The 21,104-nt window shown below is 65.5% G+C and carries 21 protein-coding genes and 1 tRNA gene; 10 read left to right on the plus strand and 12 right to left on the minus strand.

Features of this window, described 5'->3' with window-relative positions; all coding sequences use genetic code 11:
- Positions 1 to 242: helix-turn-helix domain-containing protein (locus EDE12_RS20205; RefSeq protein ID WP_166671909.1), on the minus strand; the 242-nt coding region annotated here is incomplete at its 3' end.
- 211 nt (positions 243 to 453) lie between these two features.
- Between EDE12_RS20205 and EDE12_RS20210 the strand changes: the two genes are divergently transcribed.
- Entirely contained in the window at positions 454 to 1,410 is a 957-nt protein-coding gene (locus tag EDE12_RS20210) for a nitronate monooxygenase (protein ID WP_036290277.1), read from the plus strand.
- Between the two features lie 150 nt (positions 1,411 to 1,560).
- On the plus strand, positions 1,561 to 1,878 hold the full coding sequence (locus EDE12_RS20215) for an NIPSNAP family protein (protein ID WP_026598073.1): 318 nt from the start codon (positions 1,561 to 1,563) through the stop codon (positions 1,876 to 1,878).
- Positions 1,879 to 2,252: 374 nt separating this feature from the next.
- Here EDE12_RS20215 and EDE12_RS20220 read toward each other — a convergent pair whose 3' ends face one another.
- The 4 genes from EDE12_RS20220 to rpe form a co-directional block, all read right to left on the minus strand.
- A complete protein-coding gene (locus EDE12_RS20220) occupies positions 2,253 to 3,179 on the minus strand; it encodes a hypothetical protein (protein WP_134188270.1) in 927 nt (308 codons plus the stop codon).
- A 25-nt stretch (positions 3,180 to 3,204) separates the two neighbouring features.
- Positions 3,205 to 3,279, minus strand: a tRNA-Gln gene (locus tag EDE12_RS20225).
- An 80-nt stretch (positions 3,280 to 3,359) separates the two neighbouring features.
- On the minus strand, positions 3,360 to 4,847 hold the full coding sequence (locus EDE12_RS20230; protein ID WP_026598075.1) for a pyruvate kinase: 1,488 nt from the start codon (positions 4,845 to 4,847) through the stop codon (positions 3,360 to 3,362).
- Between the two features lie 79 nt (positions 4,848 to 4,926).
- Entirely contained in the window at positions 4,927 to 5,613 is a 687-nt protein-coding gene (rpe, locus tag EDE12_RS20235) for a ribulose-phosphate 3-epimerase (protein ID WP_026598076.1), read from the minus strand.
- Positions 5,614 to 5,789: 176 nt separating this feature from the next.
- Between rpe and EDE12_RS20240 the strand changes: the two genes are divergently transcribed.
- Positions 5,790 to 6,152, plus strand: coding sequence for a hypothetical protein (locus EDE12_RS20240; RefSeq protein ID WP_024879313.1), 363 nt, complete (start codon positions 5,790 to 5,792; stop codon positions 6,150 to 6,152).
- Positions 6,153 to 6,205: 53 nt separating this feature from the next.
- On the opposite strand, the gene fba is transcribed toward EDE12_RS20240, so the two are convergent.
- The 3 genes from fba to EDE12_RS20255 form a co-directional block, all read right to left on the minus strand.
- A complete protein-coding gene (gene fba, locus EDE12_RS20245) occupies positions 6,206 to 7,288 on the minus strand; it encodes a class II fructose-bisphosphate aldolase (protein WP_024879314.1) in 1,083 nt (360 codons plus the stop codon).
- 265 nt (positions 7,289 to 7,553) lie between these two features.
- A complete protein-coding gene (gene tkt / locus EDE12_RS20250) occupies positions 7,554 to 9,554 on the minus strand; it encodes a transketolase (protein WP_026598077.1) in 2,001 nt (666 codons plus the stop codon).
- 13 nt (positions 9,555 to 9,567) lie between these two features.
- Complete coding sequence (locus EDE12_RS20255; RefSeq protein WP_026598078.1) at positions 9,568 to 10,443, minus strand: phosphoribulokinase; 876 nt, start codon at positions 10,441 to 10,443, stop codon at positions 9,568 to 9,570.
- 360 nt (positions 10,444 to 10,803) lie between these two features.
- Between EDE12_RS20255 and EDE12_RS20260 the strand changes: the two genes are divergently transcribed.
- Positions 10,804 to 11,805, plus strand: a complete 1,002-nt coding sequence (locus EDE12_RS20260; protein ID WP_026598079.1) for an adenosine kinase — start codon at positions 10,804 to 10,806, stop codon at positions 11,803 to 11,805.
- 149 nt (positions 11,806 to 11,954) lie between these two features.
- Here EDE12_RS20260 and EDE12_RS20265 read toward each other — a convergent pair whose 3' ends face one another.
- From EDE12_RS20265 to ubiE, 3 genes are read right to left on the minus strand one after another with little or no spacing between them, the layout of a single operon-like run.
- Positions 11,955 to 12,863, minus strand: coding sequence for a hypothetical protein (locus tag EDE12_RS20265; protein ID WP_134188271.1), 909 nt, complete (start codon positions 12,861 to 12,863; stop codon positions 11,955 to 11,957).
- Positions 12,864 to 12,868: 5 nt separating this feature from the next.
- Positions 12,869 to 14,437 (minus strand): 2-polyprenylphenol 6-hydroxylase, encoded by a 1,569-nt coding sequence (gene ubiB / locus EDE12_RS20270; protein ID WP_026598081.1) that lies wholly within the window; start codon positions 14,435 to 14,437, stop codon positions 12,869 to 12,871.
- 37 nt (positions 14,438 to 14,474) lie between these two features.
- On the minus strand, positions 14,475 to 15,236 hold the full coding sequence (gene ubiE / locus EDE12_RS20275) for a bifunctional demethylmenaquinone methyltransferase/2-methoxy-6-polyprenyl-1,4-benzoquinol methylase UbiE (RefSeq protein WP_024879320.1): 762 nt from the start codon (positions 15,234 to 15,236) through the stop codon (positions 14,475 to 14,477).
- Between the two features lie 409 nt (positions 15,237 to 15,645).
- On the opposite strand from ubiE, the gene thyX reads away from it, so the two are divergent.
- The 3 genes from thyX (at position 15,646) to EDE12_RS20290 (ending at position 18,198) form a co-directional block, all read left to right on the plus strand.
- Positions 15,646 to 16,326 (plus strand): FAD-dependent thymidylate synthase, encoded by a 681-nt coding sequence (thyX, locus tag EDE12_RS20280; protein ID WP_026598082.1) that lies wholly within the window; start codon positions 15,646 to 15,648, stop codon positions 16,324 to 16,326.
- Positions 16,327 to 16,330: 4 nt separating this feature from the next.
- Positions 16,331 to 17,203, plus strand: a complete 873-nt coding sequence (mutM, locus tag EDE12_RS20285) for a bifunctional DNA-formamidopyrimidine glycosylase/DNA-(apurinic or apyrimidinic site) lyase (RefSeq protein WP_026598083.1) — start codon at positions 16,331 to 16,333, stop codon at positions 17,201 to 17,203.
- A gap of 119 nt (positions 17,204 to 17,322) precedes the next feature.
- On the plus strand, positions 17,323 to 18,198 hold the full coding sequence (locus EDE12_RS20290; protein WP_024879323.1) for an FkbM family methyltransferase: 876 nt from the start codon (positions 17,323 to 17,325) through the stop codon (positions 18,196 to 18,198).
- Between the two features lie 58 nt (positions 18,199 to 18,256).
- Here EDE12_RS20290 and EDE12_RS20295 read toward each other — a convergent pair whose 3' ends face one another.
- Positions 18,257 to 18,505 carry a hypothetical protein gene (locus tag EDE12_RS20295; protein WP_024879324.1) on the minus strand — a complete coding sequence of 83 codons (249 nt, stop codon included), beginning with the start codon at positions 18,503 to 18,505 and terminating at the stop codon, positions 18,257 to 18,259.
- A 163-nt stretch (positions 18,506 to 18,668) separates the two neighbouring features.
- Between EDE12_RS20295 and EDE12_RS20300 the strand changes: the two genes are divergently transcribed.
- The 3 genes from EDE12_RS20300 to EDE12_RS20310 all read left to right on the plus strand — a co-directional run bounded on the left by EDE12_RS20300 (position 18,669) and on the right by EDE12_RS20310 (position 21,094).
- On the plus strand, positions 18,669 to 19,424 hold the full coding sequence (locus EDE12_RS20300; protein ID WP_024879325.1) for an ABC transporter ATP-binding protein: 756 nt from the start codon (positions 18,669 to 18,671) through the stop codon (positions 19,422 to 19,424).
- The gene (locus tag EDE12_RS20305; protein ID WP_026598084.1) at positions 19,421 to 20,248 is read left to right on the plus strand and encodes an ABC transporter permease; all 828 of its coding nucleotides are present in this window, start codon (positions 19,421 to 19,423) and stop codon (positions 20,246 to 20,248) included. The genes EDE12_RS20300 and EDE12_RS20305 overlap by 4 nt, the downstream gene beginning before the upstream one ends.
- Before the next feature lie 165 nt (positions 20,249 to 20,413).
- The gene (locus EDE12_RS20310; RefSeq protein ID WP_026598085.1) at positions 20,414 to 21,094 is read left to right on the plus strand and encodes a response regulator transcription factor; all 681 of its coding nucleotides are present in this window, start codon (positions 20,414 to 20,416) and stop codon (positions 21,092 to 21,094) included.
- The last annotated feature ends 10 nt before the right edge of the window (positions 21,095 to 21,104 follow it).

A 21,104-nucleotide genomic window follows, 5' to 3' on the forward strand; every position in this document is an offset into this window, starting at 1 on the left:
CCTGACACCAGGCCGGATGAAAACCGGTCGCCGGCCGCCCAGATCACAGCCGTGAACAATTCATCCCGGCTGCCATAATGCGCGTAGAGCGTCGCTTTGCTGACGCCGGCTTCCTGAGCGATCGCCTCCATCGATGTTTCGGCGAAGCCTCGGCTGAGAAACAACCGGTGAGCCGCCTCGACGATGCGCTCGACCGTTCGCGGCCCTCTCGTCCTTACTTTCGGCCTGCCGGGCTCCGCCATTGCGATCCTCATTCGATATCCATAACTGAACGACATCGTTCAATAGTTGACGGTCGGCTTCGCTATTGATAGCCTTTTGCGGTGCAAATACAAAACCTAACCGTTCATTTGAACGGGGCGCGATGTTTCGGAAGAGATGGTCGCGGGGCTGCGCGCGCCCGTCCAATCCCACAAAGCACGCCGTCGCCGTCAGGGTAGGCAAGAGGGAATCATGAGCAACATTGTCTGCGACAAGCTCGGCATTCGCTATCCGATCCTGCAAGGGCCGATGGCCTGGGCCTCGGACAGCAAGCTCGCCGCAAGCGTTTCCAACGCCGGCGGGCTGGGGATCATGGGGCTCGGCTTCTGCCCGCCGGCCGTTTTCGAGGCCGAGATCCGCGCGGCCCGGGCCCTGACGGAGGCGCCTTTCGGCCTCAACATCATCACCTGCCTGCCCGACGCCGACAAGCTGCTGGAAATCACCCTGCGCGAAGGGATCAAGGTCGTCGAGATCGAGACGTTCCCCGCCTATTTCGACACGCTTCCGCGTTACGTCGAAGCGCTCAGGAGCCACGGCGCCGCGACGATCGGCAAGGCGTCCTCGGTGTCGGAGGCCAAAGTGTTCGAAGCGGCCGGGGTCGATTTCATCTCGGTCAAGGGGTACGACGGCGGCGGTCACATCTTCGGCCTCACCGGCACATTCTCCCTGATCCCCCAGGTCGTGGACGCCGTTTCCATCCCCGTGATCAATTCGAGCGGCGTCGCTGATGGACGCGGCGTCGCCGCTTCGTTCATGCTCGGCGCCGCCGGCGTCGAGGTCGGAAGCCGCTTCCTGGTCGCCGAGGAATGCCCGATCCACGCCAACTACAAGAACGCCATCGTCGCCGCCGGGGAGGGCGACACCGTTCTGACCGGCGTCAGCGCCGGCGACGGGGTGCGTGGCGTCAAAAACCGGCTGACGGATGAAATGCTGCGCCTCGAACGGGAACTGCCGCCCGACGACGCCGCGGAGCGCATCCGCGAGATCGGTCGTGGCGTCTTGCGCGCGGCGGCCGTCGACGGCGACGTCGAGAACGGCAGCCTCGTCGTCGGCCAGAACCTCGGGCTGCTCGACGCCATCTTGCCGGCGAGCGTCATCATGCAGGAATTGATCGCCGGCTATTCGAGGGTCGCGCCTCGAGCAACGTGAACTGGGCAAGTTCGAACTGCTCCGCAAACGAGCGTCCGGGGAGACGAGTCGGCGTTACCGCCGCCCGTCGAGCGACGAGGCGTTGCCTCCATGGCCCGGACCGTTGTCGTAGCGAGCGTGCGATCACGCGTCATCGAGCGGAGAAAATCCATGACGACCTATGAAATGCGCATCTACACGCTGAAATCCGTCGAGGCCGCCACGGCCTATCGCAAGATCTGGATCAAGCATATCGAAAGCCTGAAAGCATTCGGGATCGTCACACATGGCGTGTTTACCGTTGCGAGCGATCCGGCGAAAGTCGTCGCGCTCGTCGGCTATCCCGAAGGTGTCGATCCCAAGGCGGCCTCTGATCGCTATATGGCCAGCGATCTGTTCAAGGTGGACATGGCGGGTTTCGACATCGCCTGGCTCTCCTGCGTGGAGACGATATTGCTCACCCCCGAGACATTCTCTCCTCTCCGGTGACGAAACTCTCGAAATCGCTCCCGAAGCCTTCCAGCTTCTGAAAGACCGCTTTGAGCCGGTCGCGCCGGACGAGGGTCGCGTGGAGACGTGGGCCATTAGAAATGCGCGACGAACCAGTCGCGCGCCGCCGGACAGGATTGGGCGAAGCTCTCGCAGTAAGGAGCGAATTGACCGCAGGGTAGCGTCGCAAATTTCTTTGGTTCGCCGGCCCGTTCGAATACTTGGCGCGAGACCTCGAATGGCATCAGCGTAAGCAAAAGCATTTTCTCTTGAGCGACGCGATCCCGCAGCCGCTGCAGGACGCCCGGCCCGGGAATGTCGCCTTTCGGCGCAACCCGACGTTGGGCCTGTCGGCGCGACAGGTCTGCAAGGGGTCAACAGCGGTCTGGTTCGCCCTTTATTTTTCTCGCCTGCCTGGGTCTCGGACCCGCGCCTTCCGCCTCCCTCCGCTTCCGCGAGAACGGCGGCGGCAGTTTTTCCTCCACCCATGGCAGCAGGCGGATCGGGTGAGGCTGTAGATGCGCCGTCACGATCGGAATCTTCATGATGCTCGGCAGCATTTTGGCGAGCGCAATCGCGTCGCAGTAGATTTCCTCGCTCGGAGTGGCGCCCGAATGCCCCATGATGTCGCCCCGAATTTCGCTGTGTATTCCCTCCTGCTTCAATGTATTGCCGAAAGACTTGCGCATGGAATGGATGACCTTCTTGCGCTCCTTGGCGTCGGGAATGGCTTGGTGTAGCCCGTCGATCAGCTCGTCATAGAGCCGATCGCCCAGAGGTGACGAGGATGTCGGCGATTTGAGATCGGGGAAGACCATCTCATAGCCGAGCGCTCTCACGGCTGCGACATAATCGAGAAAGCCGAGGCAGATGAGCTCTGGATGCAGGACGACCGAGCGCTCGGAATACAGATTCTTGATGCGCCGAACTTCGCTCGTTCTGATCGTTATATAATGGAGGCGCTGCGTCGAGGCAGCCGCGTGAAGACGACGCGGAACACCCTCTGGATTTGCGGCTGGGAGAGGCGACTGGTCATGGCGGCCGGAAAGAAACAACGATCGGCGAGCGCGGAAATCTGGCCCGCGAGGTAGCGCGCTCTCCCGGGGTTGCTGGCGCCCAGGCCGAGAATCAGGGTCGCAGAATTTCTCGATTCGGCAAGGGCCGATGGCAGTCGCCGCCGCCAATAATAGTACGCGCCGCGACGCACGACATGGGGGATGGCGGGCACGAAAATCTCCGTGGTGTACCAGCCATGTGTCACAAGGGATGTGGAAACTCGCCCCAGCTGAGGCGATTTTCAAGCGATTCCAACGATTTGCGGAATTCTGGCTGGGGCGGGAGGATTCGAACCTCCGTATGGCGGAATCAAAATCCGCTGCCTTACCACTTGGCGACGCCCCAATGCGCCGACCAGCCGAGTCGCCGGGCGGCGGCTATCCCATAATGCCCCGGCGTCGCCTCCGCAACTTTTTCGCGCGCCTCTAGTCCCAGGCGCGCAGCGGCGTGAAGCGGGCGAATTTTTTCGATTGATGGCGATCCATGCGGGCCAGCACGTCGCGCAGGAATGTCACCGCCTCGGCGAGATATGGCCCCTTGTTCAGCATCACGCATTCGGCGCGCTGCGCCATGGCGGCGTCTGTGGTCTCGGCCCGGCTCGGCGCGCCGTCCTTGATGAACTGGTCGAGCACCTGCGTCGCCCAGATCACCGGCACATGGGCGGCCTCGCAGAGCCATAAAATCTCCTCCTGCATCTCGGAGAGCCGGGCGAAGCCGAGCTCGACCGCGAGATCGCCGCGCGCGATCATCACCGCTGTCGGATGATGCAGCGCCGAGCGCAGAATGAGCCGCGGCAGATTGCGCACGGCGAGCGGCGTCTCGATCTTCAGCACGATCGTCTGCTTGGGCAGCGCGCCGCGCCGCGCCGCGAGATGGTCCTGGAGGAGATCGACGTCGGCGGGCTCCTGCACGAAGGAGAAGCCGACGAGATCGGCCTCGGCCGCGACGAAATCGAGATCGCGGAAATCTTTTGGCGTCAGCGGCGGCAGGCGCAGATCGATGGTGGGGAAATTGAGGCCCTTCTCGACCTTCAGCCGCTCGCCCTTGCCGCGGGCGCTGAACACTTCCAGCTCCACGGCGCCCGCGCTCGCGCCGACGACGCGCGCGCCGATCTTCCCGTCATTGATCCACACTTCCGCGCCGAGCGCCAGCTGGCCGATCGCCTCCGGAAAGGAGGGCCGGATGGCGACCGGCCCGCCGGCGCGCGGATCGAGCGTCGCGACCATGGCGAAGCGGTCGCCGCGATAGAGGCGCAGCTTCTCGGGCGCGCGCAATTGCTCGATCCGGCATTTCGGCCCGGCGATGTCCATCAGCACGCGGCAATTGCGGCCGAGCGCGCGCTCGGCCGCGCGTATGTTGGCGATCATCGCTTTCCAGGCGGTAGCGTCGTCATGCGCGCAATTTATGCGCGCGCAGCCCATGCCGGCCTCCAGCAGCCGGCGGATCAGCTCGGGCTCGCTCGCCGCCTCGCTCGGCAGCGTGACCATCACGACAGCGTGCGGCGTCGTGGGGACTGCGCCGAAAATCCGATCGCGCGCGGCGCTTATGGCGTCCTCGCCGGCGCGCATGGCGGCGGCGGTGGGGTAGGGGGCGTCTGCCTCGCCGGCGAGCCGCCGCAGCGTCGCCAGAAGCGCGTCCAGAGCCTCCATCACCTTGGCCTCGCTGCGGCCGAGCGACGAGAGGCCGAATGCCGAGAGGCGCGATTGCAGATCGCTGAGATCGCGGCGGCGCAGGGCGAGGTAATGGGCGAGATTTTCCGCCGCCGGCGCGGCTTCGGCCGGAAACGGTCCGCCCCAGCTCTCGATGAGCCTCTGGCCGTCGGCGACGACCTCCTCGCGCAAGCGCGACAGGGCGGTCAACAATTCATGGAGATCGGCGCGAGCTTCGCTCGCCTGCCTGAAGTCGTCGTTCATTCGGGTCCACTCGCGGCGGGGGCCAGAAGCTTTCTCCCTCCATCGTGACGCTTTCGCAACGCTCCCGCGCGGCGCGTCGTCACACGGCCAGCGCGCCGGCGGCGGCGGCCGCGCCGCGCAGAGCGGCGATATTCTCGCGATAGACCGAGGCGCCGCTCCCGGCGAAGACGGCGGAGCCGGCGACGAGAACATCGGCGCCGGCCTCGACGATCGCCGTCGCCGTCTGCCGCGTCACGCCGCCGTCCACCTCGAGGAATATTTCGCGCCGGCCGATCATCTCCCGTATGCGGCGGATCTTGTCGATCTGCGAGGGGATGAAGCCTTGCCCGCCGAAGCCGGGGTCGACGCTCATCACCAGAATGAGATCGACATCGTCGAGCACATAATCGAGCGCGCGCTCGCTGGTGCCCGGATTGAGCGAGACGCCGGCCTTCTTGCCGAGCGAGCGGATGAGCCGCAGCGAGCGATGCAGATGCGCGCCCGCTTCGGCATGCAGGGTGATGATGTCGGCGCCCGCCTCGGCGAAGGCCGCGACATAAGGATCGACCGGCTCGATCATCAGATGCGCGTCGAAAATGCACGACGCGTGCGGGCGCAGCGCCTTCACTACGCCGGGGCCGAAGGTGATGTTGGGCACGAAATGCCCGTCCATCACATCGAGATGAATCCAATCGGCGCCGGCGGCGACGACATCGCGCACCTCCTCGCCGAGCCGCGCGAAATCGGCGGAGAGAATGGAAGGGGCGATGATGATGTCACTGGTCATATGAGGGGCTCCGTCGCAGCCGGCAGTCGAGTTGGTGGCGGGTCCCGCCGAGGGCGAATGCGCTCCGGGGGCCGCGTCGGGCGTCACGCGGATTTCGTAATGACCGTGCACCAGTGGGTTGGCGGGGCGCGCCCTGAACCGCGCGTCCGCCGCACATCACATAGAGGGGGGATCCCATGAAAAAAGCCATTGCTCTCGGAGCGCTGCTGGCGCTGTCGCTCACGAACGCTTTCGCCGCCGATTGCGTCGTTCACATCAAGCGCACGGCCTGCGCCGGCCAGGAGGCGGAATCCTACAAGAAGTGCAACGGCAAGCAGGAGTGCGACACGCAGGAATCCGCTGAGAGCGAAGCCGAATGCTCCGCGTCGGCGTTGAAGCACTGCGACAACTCCCGCCTGGACATCACGAAATACAAGGTCGTGACGGCGACCTTCAAGGGCGCGGCGCTGACGGGCGGCTTCGCCTCCAGCGGCAAGCCCAGCTCGAAGGGCACGAATTTCTGCGCCGCCGATCGTCCCGACCTCAATCAGTGCAAATAAGCGCGAAGCGCGCATCGGCGCGCCCGATATTTGCGGGCGCGCCGGTTTAGACCTCACTCCGCGGCCCTCTTTTCCGAGAATTGCGGATCGAGCGCGCCGCTAGCGTAACGCTTGGCCATGTCGGCGAGCGGGATCGGCTTGATCTTGCTCGCCTGGCCCGCGGCGCCGAATTCCTCATAGCGCTGCTTGCACACTTTGCGCATCGCCTCCTGCGCCGGCTTCAGATATTTGCGCGGGTCGAACTCGCCCTTGTTCTTCAGCAGCGTCGCGCGGATGGAGGCGGTGACGGCGATGCGGCAGTCGGTGTCGATGTTGATCTTGCGCACGCCGAATTTGATGCCGCGCTGAATCTCTTCCACCGGCACGCCCCAGGTCTGCGGCATCTCGCCGCCGGCCTCGTTGAACGCGTCCTGCAAATCCTGCGGCACGGAGGAGGAGCCGTGCATCACCAGATGCGTGTTCGGCAGGCGATTGTGAATCTCCTCGATCACATGCATCGCGAGAATGGCGCCGTCGGGCTTGCGCGAGAATTTGTAAGCGCCGTGCGAGGTGCCCATGGCGATGGCGAGAGCGTCGACCTTGGTGCGGGCGACGAAATCGACAGCTTGGCTCGGGTCGGTCAGCAGCTGGTCGTGGCTGAGCTTGCCCTCGGCGCCATGGCCGTCCTCTTTCTCGCCCTCGCCGGTCTCCAGCGAGCCGAGCACGCCGAGCTCGCCCTCGACCGAAGCGCCGACCCAATGCGCGAGATCGACGACGCGGCGCGTCACCGCGACATTGTAGTCATAGCTCGCCGGCGTCTTGCCGTCGGCCTCCAGCGAGCCGTCCATCATCACCGAGGTGAAGCCGAAGCGAATGGCGCTGGCGCAGGTGGCTTCGCTATTGCCATGGTCCTGATGCATGACCAGCGGAATGTCGGGATACATGATCGCCAGCGCCTCGATCATCTTGGCCAGCATCACGTCATTGGCGTAGGAGCGGGCGCCGCGGCTCGCCTGGATGATGACCGGAGCGTCGACCGAGGCGGCGGCCTCCATCACCGCGAGGCCCTGCTCCATATTGTTGATATTGAAGGCCGGCACGCCATAGTCGTGCTCGGCGGCGTGGTCGAGCAATTGTCTCAGGGTGATGAGCGCCATTTGCGGTGTCCTCCCAGTGCCGGAATTCGATTAAAGTCTACGGCGGCGCCGCCAGAGCAATGCGGGGGCGCAGGCCGATTCCGTTGATAGCGATATAGCGGAGCGCGGGCGATGTCATCACCTCCCGCGGCCGCTCGCCGAGAATTGCGGCGCCCTCTCGCGAGGGTTTCTCTTGGTCTATTCGTTCGAGCTCGAAATCGACTATTCATTCCCTGCCGGCGCGACGCCCGCGAAGCCGCGGGCGCCGTTCCGATTACGCCGATCGTCAGAGCAGCGCTTGCGCGGTCCCGGCCACGCCTTCGGCCGTTATGCCGAAGCGGGCGTAGAGCGCATCCGCCGGCGCGCTCGCGCCGAAGCCCGTCATGCCGACGAAAGCGCCGCGCTCGCCGATCCAGCGGTCCCAGCCGAGGCGCGCGGCGGCCTCCACCGCGACGCGCGGCGCCGAGCCGAGCACGCTGGCGCGATAGGTCGGCGATTGCGTCTCGAACAGCTCCCAGCAGGGCATGGAGACGACGGCGGCGCGCACGCCCCGCGTCCACAGAAGATCGGCGGCGGCGAGCGCGATCTGCACTTCCGAGCCGGTGGCGATGAGCGTTACATGGCGTCCGCCGCTCGGCTCGCGCAGCACATAGGCGCCGCGGGCGGTGAGATTCTCGCCGAGCGGCCGCTCCAGCGTCGCCAAATTCTGACGCGACAGGCTCAGCACGGAGGGCGTCGTCTTCGCATTGAGGGCGATTTCCCAGCTCTCCGCCGTCTCGATCGCGTCCGCCGGGCGGAACACATAGAGATTGGGCAGAGCGCGCAGCGAGGCGAGATGCTCGATCGGCTGATGCGTCGGCCCGTCCTCGCCGAGGCCGATCGAATCATGCGTCAGCACATAGACGACGCGCTGGCCCATCAGCGCGGAGAGGCGGATCGCGCCGCGCGCATAATCGGAGAAGACGAGAAAGGTTCCGCCATAGGGAACGAAGCCGCCATGCAGCGCTATGCCGTTCATCGCCGCGGCCATGCCGTGCTCGCGCACGCCATAATGAATGTAGCGGCCGGCGAAATTCTCCGCCGAGACGGAGCCGAGCCCTTTGGTGATGGTGAAGTTGGAATGGGTGAGATCGGCGGAGCCGCCGATCGTCGCGTCGGTCGCGGCGTTGATGACGCCGAGCACGGTCTCGGAGGATTTGCGCGTCGCCACCTTGGGCCGCTCGGTGGCGAAGCTCTCGCGCAGCGCGCGCAGCGGCCCTGCCACCGCGCCGGAGACGTCGCCCTTCAGGAAATTCTCGAATTCGTCGCGCTTGCCCGAGGCGGCGAGGCGCTGCTCCCAGGCGAGCCTTGCGCTCTCGCCGCGGCGGCCGGCGGCGCGCCAGGCCTCCAGCGTCTCCGCCGGAATCTCGAAAGGCTCATAGGGCCAGCCGAGCTCGGCGCGGGCGAGCTCGATCTCCGATGCGCCGAGCGGTGCGCCGTGAACCGTCTCCTTGCCCTGCTTGCCGGGCGCGCCATAGCCGATGACGCTGCGGCAGGCGATCAGCGAGGGGCGCGCCTCCTGCTGCGCGGCGGCGAGCGCGGCGGCGATCTCCGCCGGCGCATGGCCGTCCACGCGCTGCACATGCCAGCCGGAGGCGGCGAAGCGAGCGAGCTGATCGGTGGAGGTGGAGAGCGTCGTCGGCCCGTCGATGGAAATGCCATTGTCGTCCCAAAGCACGATCAGCCGGCCGAGCTTCAAATGGCCGGCGAGATCGATCGCCTCATGGCTGACGCCTTCCATCAGGCAGCCGTCGCCGGCGATGACATAGGTGCGATGGTCGACGATCTCATCGCCGAAGCGCGCCGCCTGCAGCCGCTCCGCAATGGCGAGGCCGACGGCGGTGGCGAGGCCCTGGCCGAGCGGGCCGGTCGTCGTCTCGACGCCGACGGTATGGCCGAATTCGGGATGGCCGGGGGTCTTGGAGTCGAGCTGGCGGAAGTTCTGCAGATCGTCGATCGTAACGCCCGGATAGCCCAGCAGATAGACGAGGGCGTAGAGCAGCATGGAGCCATGGCCGGCCGACAGCACGAAGCGGTCGCGATCCACCCAGTCCGGCGCGGCGGCGTCGAATTTCACGAACTGACGAAACAGCACCGCGGCGACGTCGGCCATGCCCATGGGCATGCCGGGATGGCCGGATTTGGCCTTCTCCACCGCGTCCATCGCCAGCGCGCGAATGGCGTTGGCGGCGCGGCGCTCGTCCTCGGCCGCGGCGACTTCGACGACAGTTTCCAAGACATTCGACATCGGGTTCGTTTCCTCAGGCTTCGCCACGTTTGCGTTTCATCAGCTCCAATATCCGCGGCGTGAGTATGAGCTGCATGGCGAGATCGAGCTTATTGCCCGGAATGACGATGGAATTGGCGCGCGACATCCAGCTGCCGGCGATCATCGTCACGAGATAGGGAAAATCGACGCCGCGCGGATCGCGGAAGCGGATGACGACGATCGATTCGTCCGGGCTCGGGATGGAGCGCGCGACGAAGGGATTGGAGGTGTCCACCGTCGCGGCGCGCTGGAAGTTGATGTCCGTCTCCGAGAATTGCGGGCAGATGTAATACACATAATCGTGCATCCGGCGCAGGATCGTCTCGGTGACGGCCTCGGTGGTGTAGCCGCGCGTGTTGCGGTCGCGATGGAGCTTCTGCGTCCATTCGAGATTGATGACCGGCACGACGCCGATCTTGAGATCGGCGTAGCGCGCGACATTGACCTCCTCGGTCACGACCGCGCCATGCAGGCCCTCGTAGAACAAAAGGTCGGTATTGGCGGGCAGCTCGCGCCATGGCGTGAATGTGCCCGGCGGCGAGGCGAGCACGGCGCCCTCGTTCGCGTCATGGACATAATGGCGATATTGCCCGCTTCCGGTCTCGCCATATTCCTTGAACAGATTCTCGAGCTCGCCGAGCAGATTGGCCTCGGGACCGAAATGGCTGAAATGCTGATTGCCCTGCGCCTGAGCGTCGCTCATGGCGGCTTTCATCTGGTTGCGGTCGAAACGGTGGAAGGAATCGCCTTCCACATAGGCGACCTCCACCTTCTCGCGGCGGAAAATCTGCTCGAATGTCTGCTTGACCGAGCTCGTGCCAGCGCCGGACGAGCCGGTGATCGAGATGATCGGATGCTTGATCGACATGACGACGCTCACCGCAGGCCGGAACGGGACGCGCAGGCCGGGAGGGCCGCGCGCGGGTTGCGCGGCCGCCGTCTTTCGCCGACGCGGCCGCGCTGCAATTCTCCTACAAGAAAAGCCGGGCGTTTGCTCGGCCCGCGCAAAAAATAATCTCGGCCGCCGCCGCCGGCCGTCCCATGCGCCGGGCTGGATTTTATTTTATTATTATATATCAATAATTTATGTTGGTATCTCGGTCTCCCTCCCTCCGGCCGTCGCCACGGCCCTGCGGTGGAGCGGTCGAGCGCTCGGTTGACCTCCCGGCGGGGTCGATTAGAGAGAGCGCTCCGGCGCTCGCGCCCCCGTTCTGCAGCAGGTGATTTCATGTCCGCCACCTATGACGTCCTCGGCGTCGGAAACGCCATTGTCGACACACTCTCGCGCGCGGAGGACGATCAGCTGGTCGCCGCCGGTCTCCACAAGGGCGCGATGCAGCTCGTCGATGAAGCCCGCGCCGCCGAGATCTACGCGGCCATGGGGCCGACGACTGTTATGTCCGGCGGCTCGGCAGCCAACACTCTGGTCGGCGTCGCCGGCTTCGGCCTGGCCGCCGCCTTCATCGGCAAGGTGAAGGAAGATGACGCCGGGCGCGAGTTCGCCCATGACATTCGCAAGGCCGGCGTCGCCTTCGAGACGCCTGTCGCCGCCGATGGCGCCGCCACCGCGCGCTGCCTCATTCTGGTGACGCCGGACGGCCAGCGCACGATGAACACTTTCCTCGGCGCCTGCCAGGCTCTCGGTCCGGAGGATGTCGACGAGGCGCTCGTGCGCTCGTCCAAAATCCTCTATCTCGAAGGCTATCTCTGGGATCCGCCGGCCGCCAAGGAGGCTTTTCTGAAGGCCGCCAAGGCCAGCCGCGCCGCCGGCAATCGCGTCGCGCTCTCGCTGTCCGACGCGTTCTGCGTCGATCGCTATCGCGGCGAGTTCTTGGGGCTGGTGCGCGACGGCCTCGTCGATATTCTCTTCGCCAATGAGAGCGAATTGCATTCGCTCTATGAGACCGCCGATTTCGCGACGGCGGCCAAGGCGCTCGGCGCCGAGGCCAATCTTCTCGGCGTGGTCACGCGCTCCGAGAAAGGCGTCGTCGTCGTCGAGGGGAAGAAATGCGTCACCGTTCCGGCCTATCCGGTGACGGAAGTGGTGGACACCACCGGCGCCGGCGATCTCTTCGCCGCGGGTTTCCTCGCCGGCCTCGCACGCGGCGCGCTCTATGAAGGCGCGGCCTCGCTGGGCGCGCTGGCGGCGGCGGAGATCATCGCCCATGTCGGCGCGCGGCCGCAGAAGGATCTGCTCCAGCTCGCCCGCGACCACGGCCTGCTGGCCTGAAGCGGCGCGCGCTTTTACCTCCCCCTAGAGGGGGGAGGTCGAGCGCGAATGCGCTCGGGAGGGGGTGAACCCCCCGAGTCTTTGTCGTTGAACCCCACCCCGGACCGCTTTGCGGTCCGACCCTCCCCCTAGAGGGGAGGGTGGCGCCCTCAGCGCTTCGTCGCGGCCAATTTGTCGGCGAGCGCCTGCGCTTCCTGCGTCAGCGCGGCGAAGAATTTCTCGGATTTCGCATGTTCGGCGAAGCAGTGGCGGAAGGCGGAGGAGCCTTCCTCCTGCAGCTTCGAATATTTCTCGAAATCCTTCTCGTCGGCGAGGCCGGAGGCGGAATAGGAATCCATCGCCTTCTTGGCCTTGGCCTGATGCTCGCTCCAGATTTTCTCGCAGGCGGGCGCGGATTCGATCTTCGCCTTGGCGGGCGTCGAGGCGATATAGAGCCGCCCTTCGCTGGCGACGGCGACGATGATCTCGTCCGGCAGCGCGCCGCCGGCGTCGTCCTGGCTGCGCAGATCGAGGAGGGCGGTCGCCAGCGTCGCCGCGGAGGGCTTGGCGATAGGCAGATCGGCGTATTTCTCGACGCCCGCGTCCGGGCTCACCGCCAGAGTGTAGAAATAGGGCGAAGGCAGCGCCTCACCGAGCGACTGCGGCGGCTTCTCGCCCTTCAGCCAATTCTTGCGATGGGCGCGCAAAAAGGCCTCGGCGAGGCCCTGTGTCGAGACGGTGAGCTGCGATTTGTCGTCGTCGCCGGAGAAGGCGAGGCCGTCGAGCTGATCGGCGCCGACGCCGTCGAATAGAGTCTCTATGCTGTATTTGCCGAGCTTCTGAAAACCAGGTACGGAGACGGGGCCGATGATCGCCTCCATCTTCTCGCCGAGCTCTTTGAGCGTCTTCTGCTCCTCCGCCTCGGCCGCTCCGGCGGCTTTGCCGGCGGCCTCCAGCTTGCGGAGCTTGGCGGTCGAGCGGTCGCGGAGGGAAATATAGGCTTCCTCCGGCGTCGCGGCCGTGGCGGCGAGGGGCGTGAAGGCGAGCAGGAGCGCGAGCGAAGCCGTTTTCGCCATCATCGATCTCACCTCATCCAGTGAATGGCCAGCAGCGCCACCAGCACGACGGCCAGCATGAACCAGCGATCCGACCGCCGCCGCGCCCGCGCCAGACCTTCGAGCGAATCTTCCGACAGCCGCAGGCCCTTCGTGCCGGCGGACGCCAGCATTTCGACGGCCGCCTCGGCGTCATTGAGCAGCTTGGGCAGGCGCGTCGTGAATTTGGCGACCTCGATCGCCGCGCGGCCGGCGTCCTCGAGCTTGGCCTTGGGGCCGAGATTATCCTCGATCCAGCTGCGCACGACCGGATCGGACGTCCGCCAAATATTCAGCGTCGGATCGAGCGAGCGGGCGACGCCCTCGGCCACCACCATGGTCTTCTGCAGCAGCACCAGCTCCGTGCGGGTGCGCATGTCGAACAGCGCCGTCACCTCGAAGAGCAGAGTGAGCAGCCGCGCCATGGAAATGTCTTGCGCATTCACCGTATGCAGCGGCTCGCCAATGGCGCGCAGCGCTTGCGAGAACTCCTCGACCGAGTGAATCGGCGGCACATAGCCCGCCTCGAAATGCACCTCGGCGACGCGCTTGTAATCGCGGGTGATGAAGCCGAACAGGATTTCAGCCAGAAAGCGCCGCTCCTTGAAGCCGAGCCGGCCCATGATGCCGAAATCGATGGCGACGAGCCGTCCCTTGCGATCGACGAAGAGATTGCCCTGATGCATGTCGGCGTGGAAGAAGCCGTCCCGCATCGCCGTGCGAAGGAATGACTGCAGCACCTTGCGGCCGAGATCCTTCAGATCATGGCTCATGGCGGCGACGCGAGCGAGGTCCGACAGCGGCGCGCCGTCGATCCATTCCAGCGTCAGCACCTCGCGCGTCGTGCGGTCCCAATCGACGCCGGGGGCGCGAATATCGGGATCGTCGGCCACATTGTCGCGAAATTCCGAGGCCGCCGCCGCCTCGAGGCGGAAATCCGTCTCGAGCTTCACCGAGCGGGCGAGCGTGTCGACGACCTGGATCATCCGCAGCCGCCGCGCCTCCGCCGAGAAACGCTCGGCGGCGCGGGCGAGAATATACATATCGGCGAGATCGCGGCGGAACTGGCGTTCCACATCCGGCCGCAGCACCTTCACCGCGACCTTGCGCTCGCCCTCCGCATAGGCGACGCGGGCCGGATGCACCTGGGCGATGGAGGCCGCCGCCACCGGCTCGCCGAAGGAGAGGAAAATCTCGTCGATCGGCTTGCCGAAGGCTTTTTCGATGATCTCGACCGCGGCCTTGCGGCCGAAGGGCTCCATTCGATCTTGCAGCGCGGTCAGCGCGTCGGCGATTTCGCCGCCGACCACATCCGGGCGCGTGGCCAGAAACTGGCCGAGCTTCACATAGGAGGGGCCGATCTGCGCGAAGGCGCGCACCAAAGCCTGCGGCGCGCCGCCGGCGCTGCTGCCGGGCTTGGCCAAAAGATTGCCGAAGCGCAGCAGAAATTGCGCCGGGACGGGCAGTATGGCCGGATCGACGCTCTTGAACACGCCTTCGCGCGCCAGAATGAAGCCGGCGCGCGCCAGTCGGAAGAAATGCCCGAAGCCGATGAGCACGAAGAGCCGCCGTTCGTCTTTTGGTTTTCGGGAAAGATCAGAGCTTCCAGCCGGAGTGGATCGCCACCACGCCGCCCGTCAGCCGCTCGAAGCCCGTGCGGCGGAAGCCGGCGCGCCGGATCATCCGCTCGAACTCGTCCGCGCGGGGGAAGCGCTGAATGGATTCGACGAGATAGCGATAGGGCTCGCCGTCGCCGGCGACGAGCTTGCCGATCGCCGGGATCACATTGAAGGAATAGGCCTCGTAGATCTTGTCGAGGCCCGGAATCGCGACCTGCGAGAATTCCAGGCACAGGAACCGCCCGCCGGGCTTCAGCACGCGATGCGCCTCGGCCAGCGCGACCTCGATCCGCGGCACGTTGCGAATGCCGAAGGCGATCGTATAGGCGTCGAAATGCGCGTCCGGGAAGGGCAGGGATTCGGCGTTGGCCTGGACGAATTCCAGCTTGTCGGAGAGGCCGCGCTCCTGCGCGCGGTCGCGGCCGACGTCCAGCATGTCGCCGTTGATGTCGAGCACGACGATCTCCGCCTCCGGCCCGGCGGCCTTGGCGATGCGGAAGGCGATGTCGCCGGTGCCGCCGGCGACGTCCAAATGGCGGAAGGGGCCACGGCGGGCGGGCCGCACCTTGGCGGCGAACACATCCTTCCACAGCCTGTGCATACCGCCAGACATCAGATCGTTCATAATGTCGTAGCGGCGCGCCACCTTGTGGAAAACATCGTCCACGAGGCCTTGTTTTTCGTCCAATCCGACTTCGGAGAAACCGAAATGGGTCGAGGTCTCGCGCTCAGAGGTCATAATCTCTCGGGTCCGGTGGCGTTCCGGGCGATATAACGCGCCTTTGCGCCTATGGCTATGGCTGGGGGCGAAAACCGCCCCGCTTCGAGAAGAGTCGGATCGCCGAGCGGTCCGGGGCGGGGGCCGGGCGAACGAGAAAAGGTGCCGGGAGAGGCGTTTCCACCTCCCCATTGAGGGGGAGGTCGAGCGCCGAAGGCGATCGGGAGGGGGTGAACGCCCGAGTCTTTGCCGCGGAACCCCACCCCGTCCGGCTGTCGCCGGCCGACCCTCCCCCTAAAAGGGGAGGGTGAGCGCGTCCCATCGCGGCTCGCGCTGCCCAAAACGCTCAAACGTGTTATCGATGGGCGAGGCTCGGCCACATCCGCCACGGAACGCGGGGGCGAGCCGGGGAGGGGCGGAACGGCGTCGTATGTCAAATCAGATCAAAGTCCTGGACCATGGTTTCGTCCGCCTCGTCGATCATATGGGCTCGGACCTCTCCATCGTGCGCGCGGCCCGCGTCTCCTATGACGCCGCCTGGCGCGCCGGCGAGAATGAGGGCTCGGACAAGAAGCTCATCGATTACCTCTGGAAGAACCGCCATACGACGCCCTTCGAGGCGGTGGAGTTCCAATTCGAGGTGATGGCGCCGATCTTCGTGCTGCGCCAATGGCACCGCCACCGCACCTGGACCTATAATGAGCTGTCCGGCCGCTACCGCGAATTGCCGGAGACCTATTACCTCCCCGATCCGGAAAACATCGGCGAGCAGGCGGTCGCTAATAAGCAGGGCCGCCAGCCCGGCGGCGATCTCGAGGCGCGCCGCGCCGAGGTGGAGAAGCTGCGCGCCGGCTTCGAGGCTGCCTTCGCCACTTATCGCGAGCTGCTGGCCGCCGGCTGGCCGCGCGAGCTGGCCCGCACCGTTCTGCCGGTCTCCACCTACAGCCATATGTTCGCGAAGGTCAATTTGCTGAATTTATTGAAGTTTCTGTCGCTCCGCGCCGATCCGCACGCGCAATATGAGATCCGCGTCTACGCCGAGGCGATGGAAAAGCTCATCGAGCCCATTGTCCCAGTCGCCGTCGCGGCCTGGAAGGCGGGGCGGTTCTGAGCCCATGCCCGAGCTGCCCGAGGTCGAGACGGTCCGCCGCGGGCTCGAGCCCGTCTTCACCGGCTCGGGCCTCGCGCAGGTGGAGCTGCGCCGCGCCGATCTGCGCTTTCCCTTTCCGCCGGGCTTTGCCGCGCGGCTCGCGGGACGGCGCGTCGAGGCGCTGAAGCGGCGGGCGAAATATCTCCTCGGCGAGCTGGACAGCGGCGAGACGCTCATCATGCATCTGGGCATGAGCGGCTCCTTCCGCATCGACGCCGACGACCCCGAGGGCGCCTATCACCGCGCCGCGACCACCAAGCCGGCGCATGACCATGTCGTGTTCCATTTCACGAGCGGCGCCAGCGTCACCTATAATGACCCGCGCCGTTTCGGCTTCATGCTGCTGGTCCCGCGCGGCGAGATGGCGGCGCATCCGCTGTTCAATGGTCTCGGAGTCGAGCCGCTGGGGCCGGAGCTGACGCCGCAGCGTCTCGCCGAGGAGCTGCGCGGCCGCAAGGCGCCGCTGAAAGCCGCGCTGCTCGATCAGCGCATCATCGCGGGCCTCGGCAATATTTATGTCTGCGAGGCGATGCACCGCTCGCATCTCTCGCCATTGCGGGCCGCCGGAACGTTGGTCGACGCCAAGGGCAAGCCGAAGCGCGGCCTCGTCGATCTCGTCGAGGCAATCAGGCAGGTTCTGGGCGAGGCGATAGAGGCGGGCGGCTCCAGCCTGCGCGACCATCGCCAGACCGATGGCTCGCTCGGCTATTTCCAGCACTCTTTCCGTGTCTATGATCGCGAGGACGCGCCCTGTCCGACGCCGGGCTGCCGCGGCCATGTCTCGCGCGTGATCCAGAGCGGGCGCTCGACCTTCTTCTGTCGCGACTGCCAGAAGTGAGCGCGCCAGTCCCGCGCAAGCGGCGGCGCTCAAAGCTCGCTCATACTCGCGGGTGATTCTGAGCGCTCCGTCCTCGCCGATCGACGCGCCGGCCATCGGGCGCAGCGGAGGAGAGTTTCATGGATAATGCGGACGCGCTCCCTCCTTTCATCGAGCTCGCCGGGGCGAGCGTCCCGCATAAGATCATCGACATTGGCGCGCGCCATATCAGCGGCGAGCCGGTCTATGCGCCTCTGCTGCGCGGCGGCGAGGCGACCATCGTCGGCTTCGAGCCCGACGAGGCCGCCGTCGAAGAGCTGAACGCGCGCAAAAATCCGGGCGATGTCTATCTGCCGCACGCGGTCGGCGATGGCGGACGCCATACGCTGCACATATGCGCCGCGCGCGACATGACCTCGCTGCTGAAGCCCAATCCGGCGGCGATGGAGATGTTCCACGGCTTTCCTGTCTGGTCGGAAGTCGTCGCGACGCAAGAGATCGACACTGTGCGGCTCGACGATGTGGCCGAGACAGAAGGCGCGACATTTCTGGAATTGGACGTGCAGGGCGCGGAGCTGATGATCCTGCAAAACGCCGTCGAAAGACTGCGGCGCGCCTATGTTCTCCATATCGAGGTCGAGTTCCTGCCGCTCTATGAAGGCCAGCCGCTATTCTCGGAAATAGAGCTGTTTCTGCGTACGCAGGGCTATGTGCTGCATCGCTTCACGCCGATGATGAGCCGCGTGCTGAAGCCGCTGATGCTCGGCAATGATATTTTCGCGGGCATGAGCCAGATCGTCTGGAGCGACGCCATTTTCGTGCGCGACTTCATGCGTCTCGATCTGCTCGCCGATGACGAGCTGATCGGCGTCGCGCAGATCGCGCATGATTGCTATCGCTCTGCCGATCTCGCTCTGCGCCTGCTCACCGAGCATGATCGCAGAAGCGGCCGCAATCTGGCGCGCGCTTATATGTTCGGCCTACGCCATCGGGCGCCGCGCGAGGCTGCGGAGTAGGCGGTAGCGGTCGCGTGACTTCGAGGAGGGGCGAGCGCCCCTCCGCGTCCTTTTAGCGTCAGAAGCCGAAGAATTTCTCGCGCAGCGCATCCTCATAGTCTTCCTTGGCGGCCAAGGCTTTGTTGCGGGCCTCGTCCTCGTCGAAATGCGCCTGCTCCCATTTGTCGACCTCGGCCACGGAATGCGGCGCGACAGTGACGAGCGCCTCTTCTTTCCGGATCGCCGCGATCCATTCCTCCATCGCCGCTTTGTACAGGGTCTGCAACTCGTCGAGCTCGGCGAATTCTTCGGCGGCCTGTTCATTCATGTCCGTCGTCCCTTTCCCGCGTTTGGGGAGTTGCAGGATAGGCGGTCCAAATGAAGGGACTGCGACGAGCGACGCTCGCGGGATTTCCCGCGCGCTCGACGGAATTTGCTTTCCCGACGCATTTTGCCGATAAGAAGCCGTCCTCCGCAAACCCCCGCACATCATGTCGCTCGAAACCGTTCCCGTCCTTCGCGTGGATGGCGTCTCCAAAACCTACGCCGAGACCGTGGCCGTGAAGCCGCTGAGCTTCGCGCTTCCCGCCGGCTCGGTGACGGGTCTGCTCGGCGGCAATGGCGCCGGCAAGACGACGACCATCGGCATGGTCATGGGCCTCATCGAGCCGACGACGGGAACCATCGAGATCTTCGGCCGTGATTTTCTGAAAGACCGCTATCACGCGCTCGGCCGCATGAATTTCGAGAGCCCTTATGTGGATATGCCGCATCGTCTCACCGTGCGGCAGAATCTCACCGTCTTCGGCCGGCTCTACGGCGTACGCGGCGTCGCCGACAAGATCGAGGAGCTGGCCGCCGATCTCGCCTTGAAAGAATTTCTCGATCGCCCGAGCGGGCGTCTCTCCGCCGGGCAGAAGACGCGCGTCGCGCTCGCCAAGGCGCTCATCAACGAGCCGGAGCTGCTGCTGCTCGACGAGCCCACCGCCTCGCTCGATCCCGACACCGCCGATTGGGTGCGCGGGCATCTCGAGGATTATCGCCGCCGCCGCAATTGCGCGATCCTGCTCGCCTCGCACAATATGGCGGAGGTGGAGCGCCTCTGCGATCGCGTGATGATGCTGAAGGAGGGAAGCCTCGTCGACGACGGCTCGCCCGCCGAGCTGCTCGCGCGCTATGGCCGCGGCAATCTCGAGGAAGTGTTTCTCGATGTCGCGCGCGGCCGCGGCAATGGAGGCGCCGCATGAGCGCGTCTTTGGAATTCTCGATCGCGCGGGTCGGCGCGATGACCTTGCGCTATTCCTATCTGCTGCGCTCGTCGCTGCCGCGCATGCTGGAGATGATGTATTGGCCCACGGTGCAAATGCTCACCTGGGGCTTTCTGCAGACCTATCTCCTGCGCGCGCCGGGCGGTCTCGCGGGCGCCGATAAGACGACGATCGCCGCCGGCTCGCTCATCGGCGCGGTGCTGCTGTGGGACATATTGCTGCGCGGCCAGCAGGGATTTTCTTTCTCCTTTCTCGAGGAGATGTGGTCGCGCAATATCGCCAATCTCTTCATGAGCCCATTGCGGCCGGCGGAATTCGTCGCCTCCATGATGGCGATGAGCCTCATTCGTCTCTTCGTCGGCATGGTTCCGGTGACGATCCTGGCCATTTGGTTCTTCGGCTTCAATCTCTGGGCGCTCGGCTTCGCTTTCGTGGCCTTTTTCGCCATTCTCATCATCTTCGCCTGGAGCGTCGGACTCTTTGTGTCCGGCCTGTTGCTGCGTTACGGCCTCGGAGCGGAAAGTCTCGTCTGGTCGCTGATGTTCGTCATTCAGCCGCTCGGCTGCGTCTATTACCCGGTCTCCGTTCTTCCCGGCTGGCTGCAGCCGATCTGCTGGGCCTTGCCGCCGACTTATGTGTTCGAGGGGCTGCGCGCTGTGCTCGGCGATCACGCGCTGCGGCTCGATCTCATGTTTTATGGCTTGGCGCTGGATGCGGCGCTGTTCGTCGCGGCGGCTTTCGCTTTCGTGCGCCTGCTCGCTGCGGCGCGGCGCGCCGGGACGCTGCTGCAGACGGGCGAATGACGCGCCTTTCGGCGGCCTGTCTCGTCCGGCGCTGAAGCGGATTTCCTGTTGCGGCATGACTGCCGGCGCTCGATAATGGATCGACAGCCGCTCGTTCGGCGCGCCGACGCTCGGCGCGCGCGCCTTCGCTCCTCGCCTGTCGAGTTCGATGGGAACAGCAGCTCGATGCGTATTCTGATCGTCGAAGATCAACCCGATATTTCCACGCTCATCGCCGATCGCGTTCGGCGCGCCGGCTATGCTCCCCATTGCGTCCAGGCTCTGGCCGATATTCCCGGGGCGCTCGGCGCCTGCGATTATTCGGTGATGCTGCTCGACCGGCGCTTGCCCGATGGCGACGGCCTGTCGGTCGTCGCCGCGGCCAAGCGTATTCGCCCCGGCATGCGCATTCTGGTGGTGACGGCGGCCCGCTCGATCGAGGATCGCGTGGACGGGCTCGACGCCGGCGTCGATGATTATCTGACCAAGCCCTTCTCGACCGAGGAGCTGCTGGCGCGCATTCGCGCCAGCCTTCGGCGTCCCGGCGGCGAGCCGGCGCCGCCGGTCATCGTCGGCAGGCTCTCCTTCGATCTCAATTCGGAGAGCGCCTCCGTCGGCGGGTTTCCGCTCATCGTGCCGCGGCGGGAGCTGATGCTGCTCGGCGCGCTGATGCGCCGCGCCGGACGCGCGGTCACTTTCTCGGCGCTGCTGCAAGAGATCTACGGCTCGGACGAGCATAAGCACATTGGCGCGCTGAAGATGGTGGCGATGCGATTGCGTCATCGCTTGGACGAGCAGGACGCCGGCGTCGAGATTCACGCGCCGCGCGGCATCGGCTATCTCATCCGCGAGGCGCGCGGGCCGTGAGACTCCGCGC

The organism is Methylosinus sp. sav-2 (assembly GCF_004366495.1).
Taxonomy (GTDB): Bacteria; Pseudomonadota; Alphaproteobacteria; order Rhizobiales; family Beijerinckiaceae; genus Methylosinus.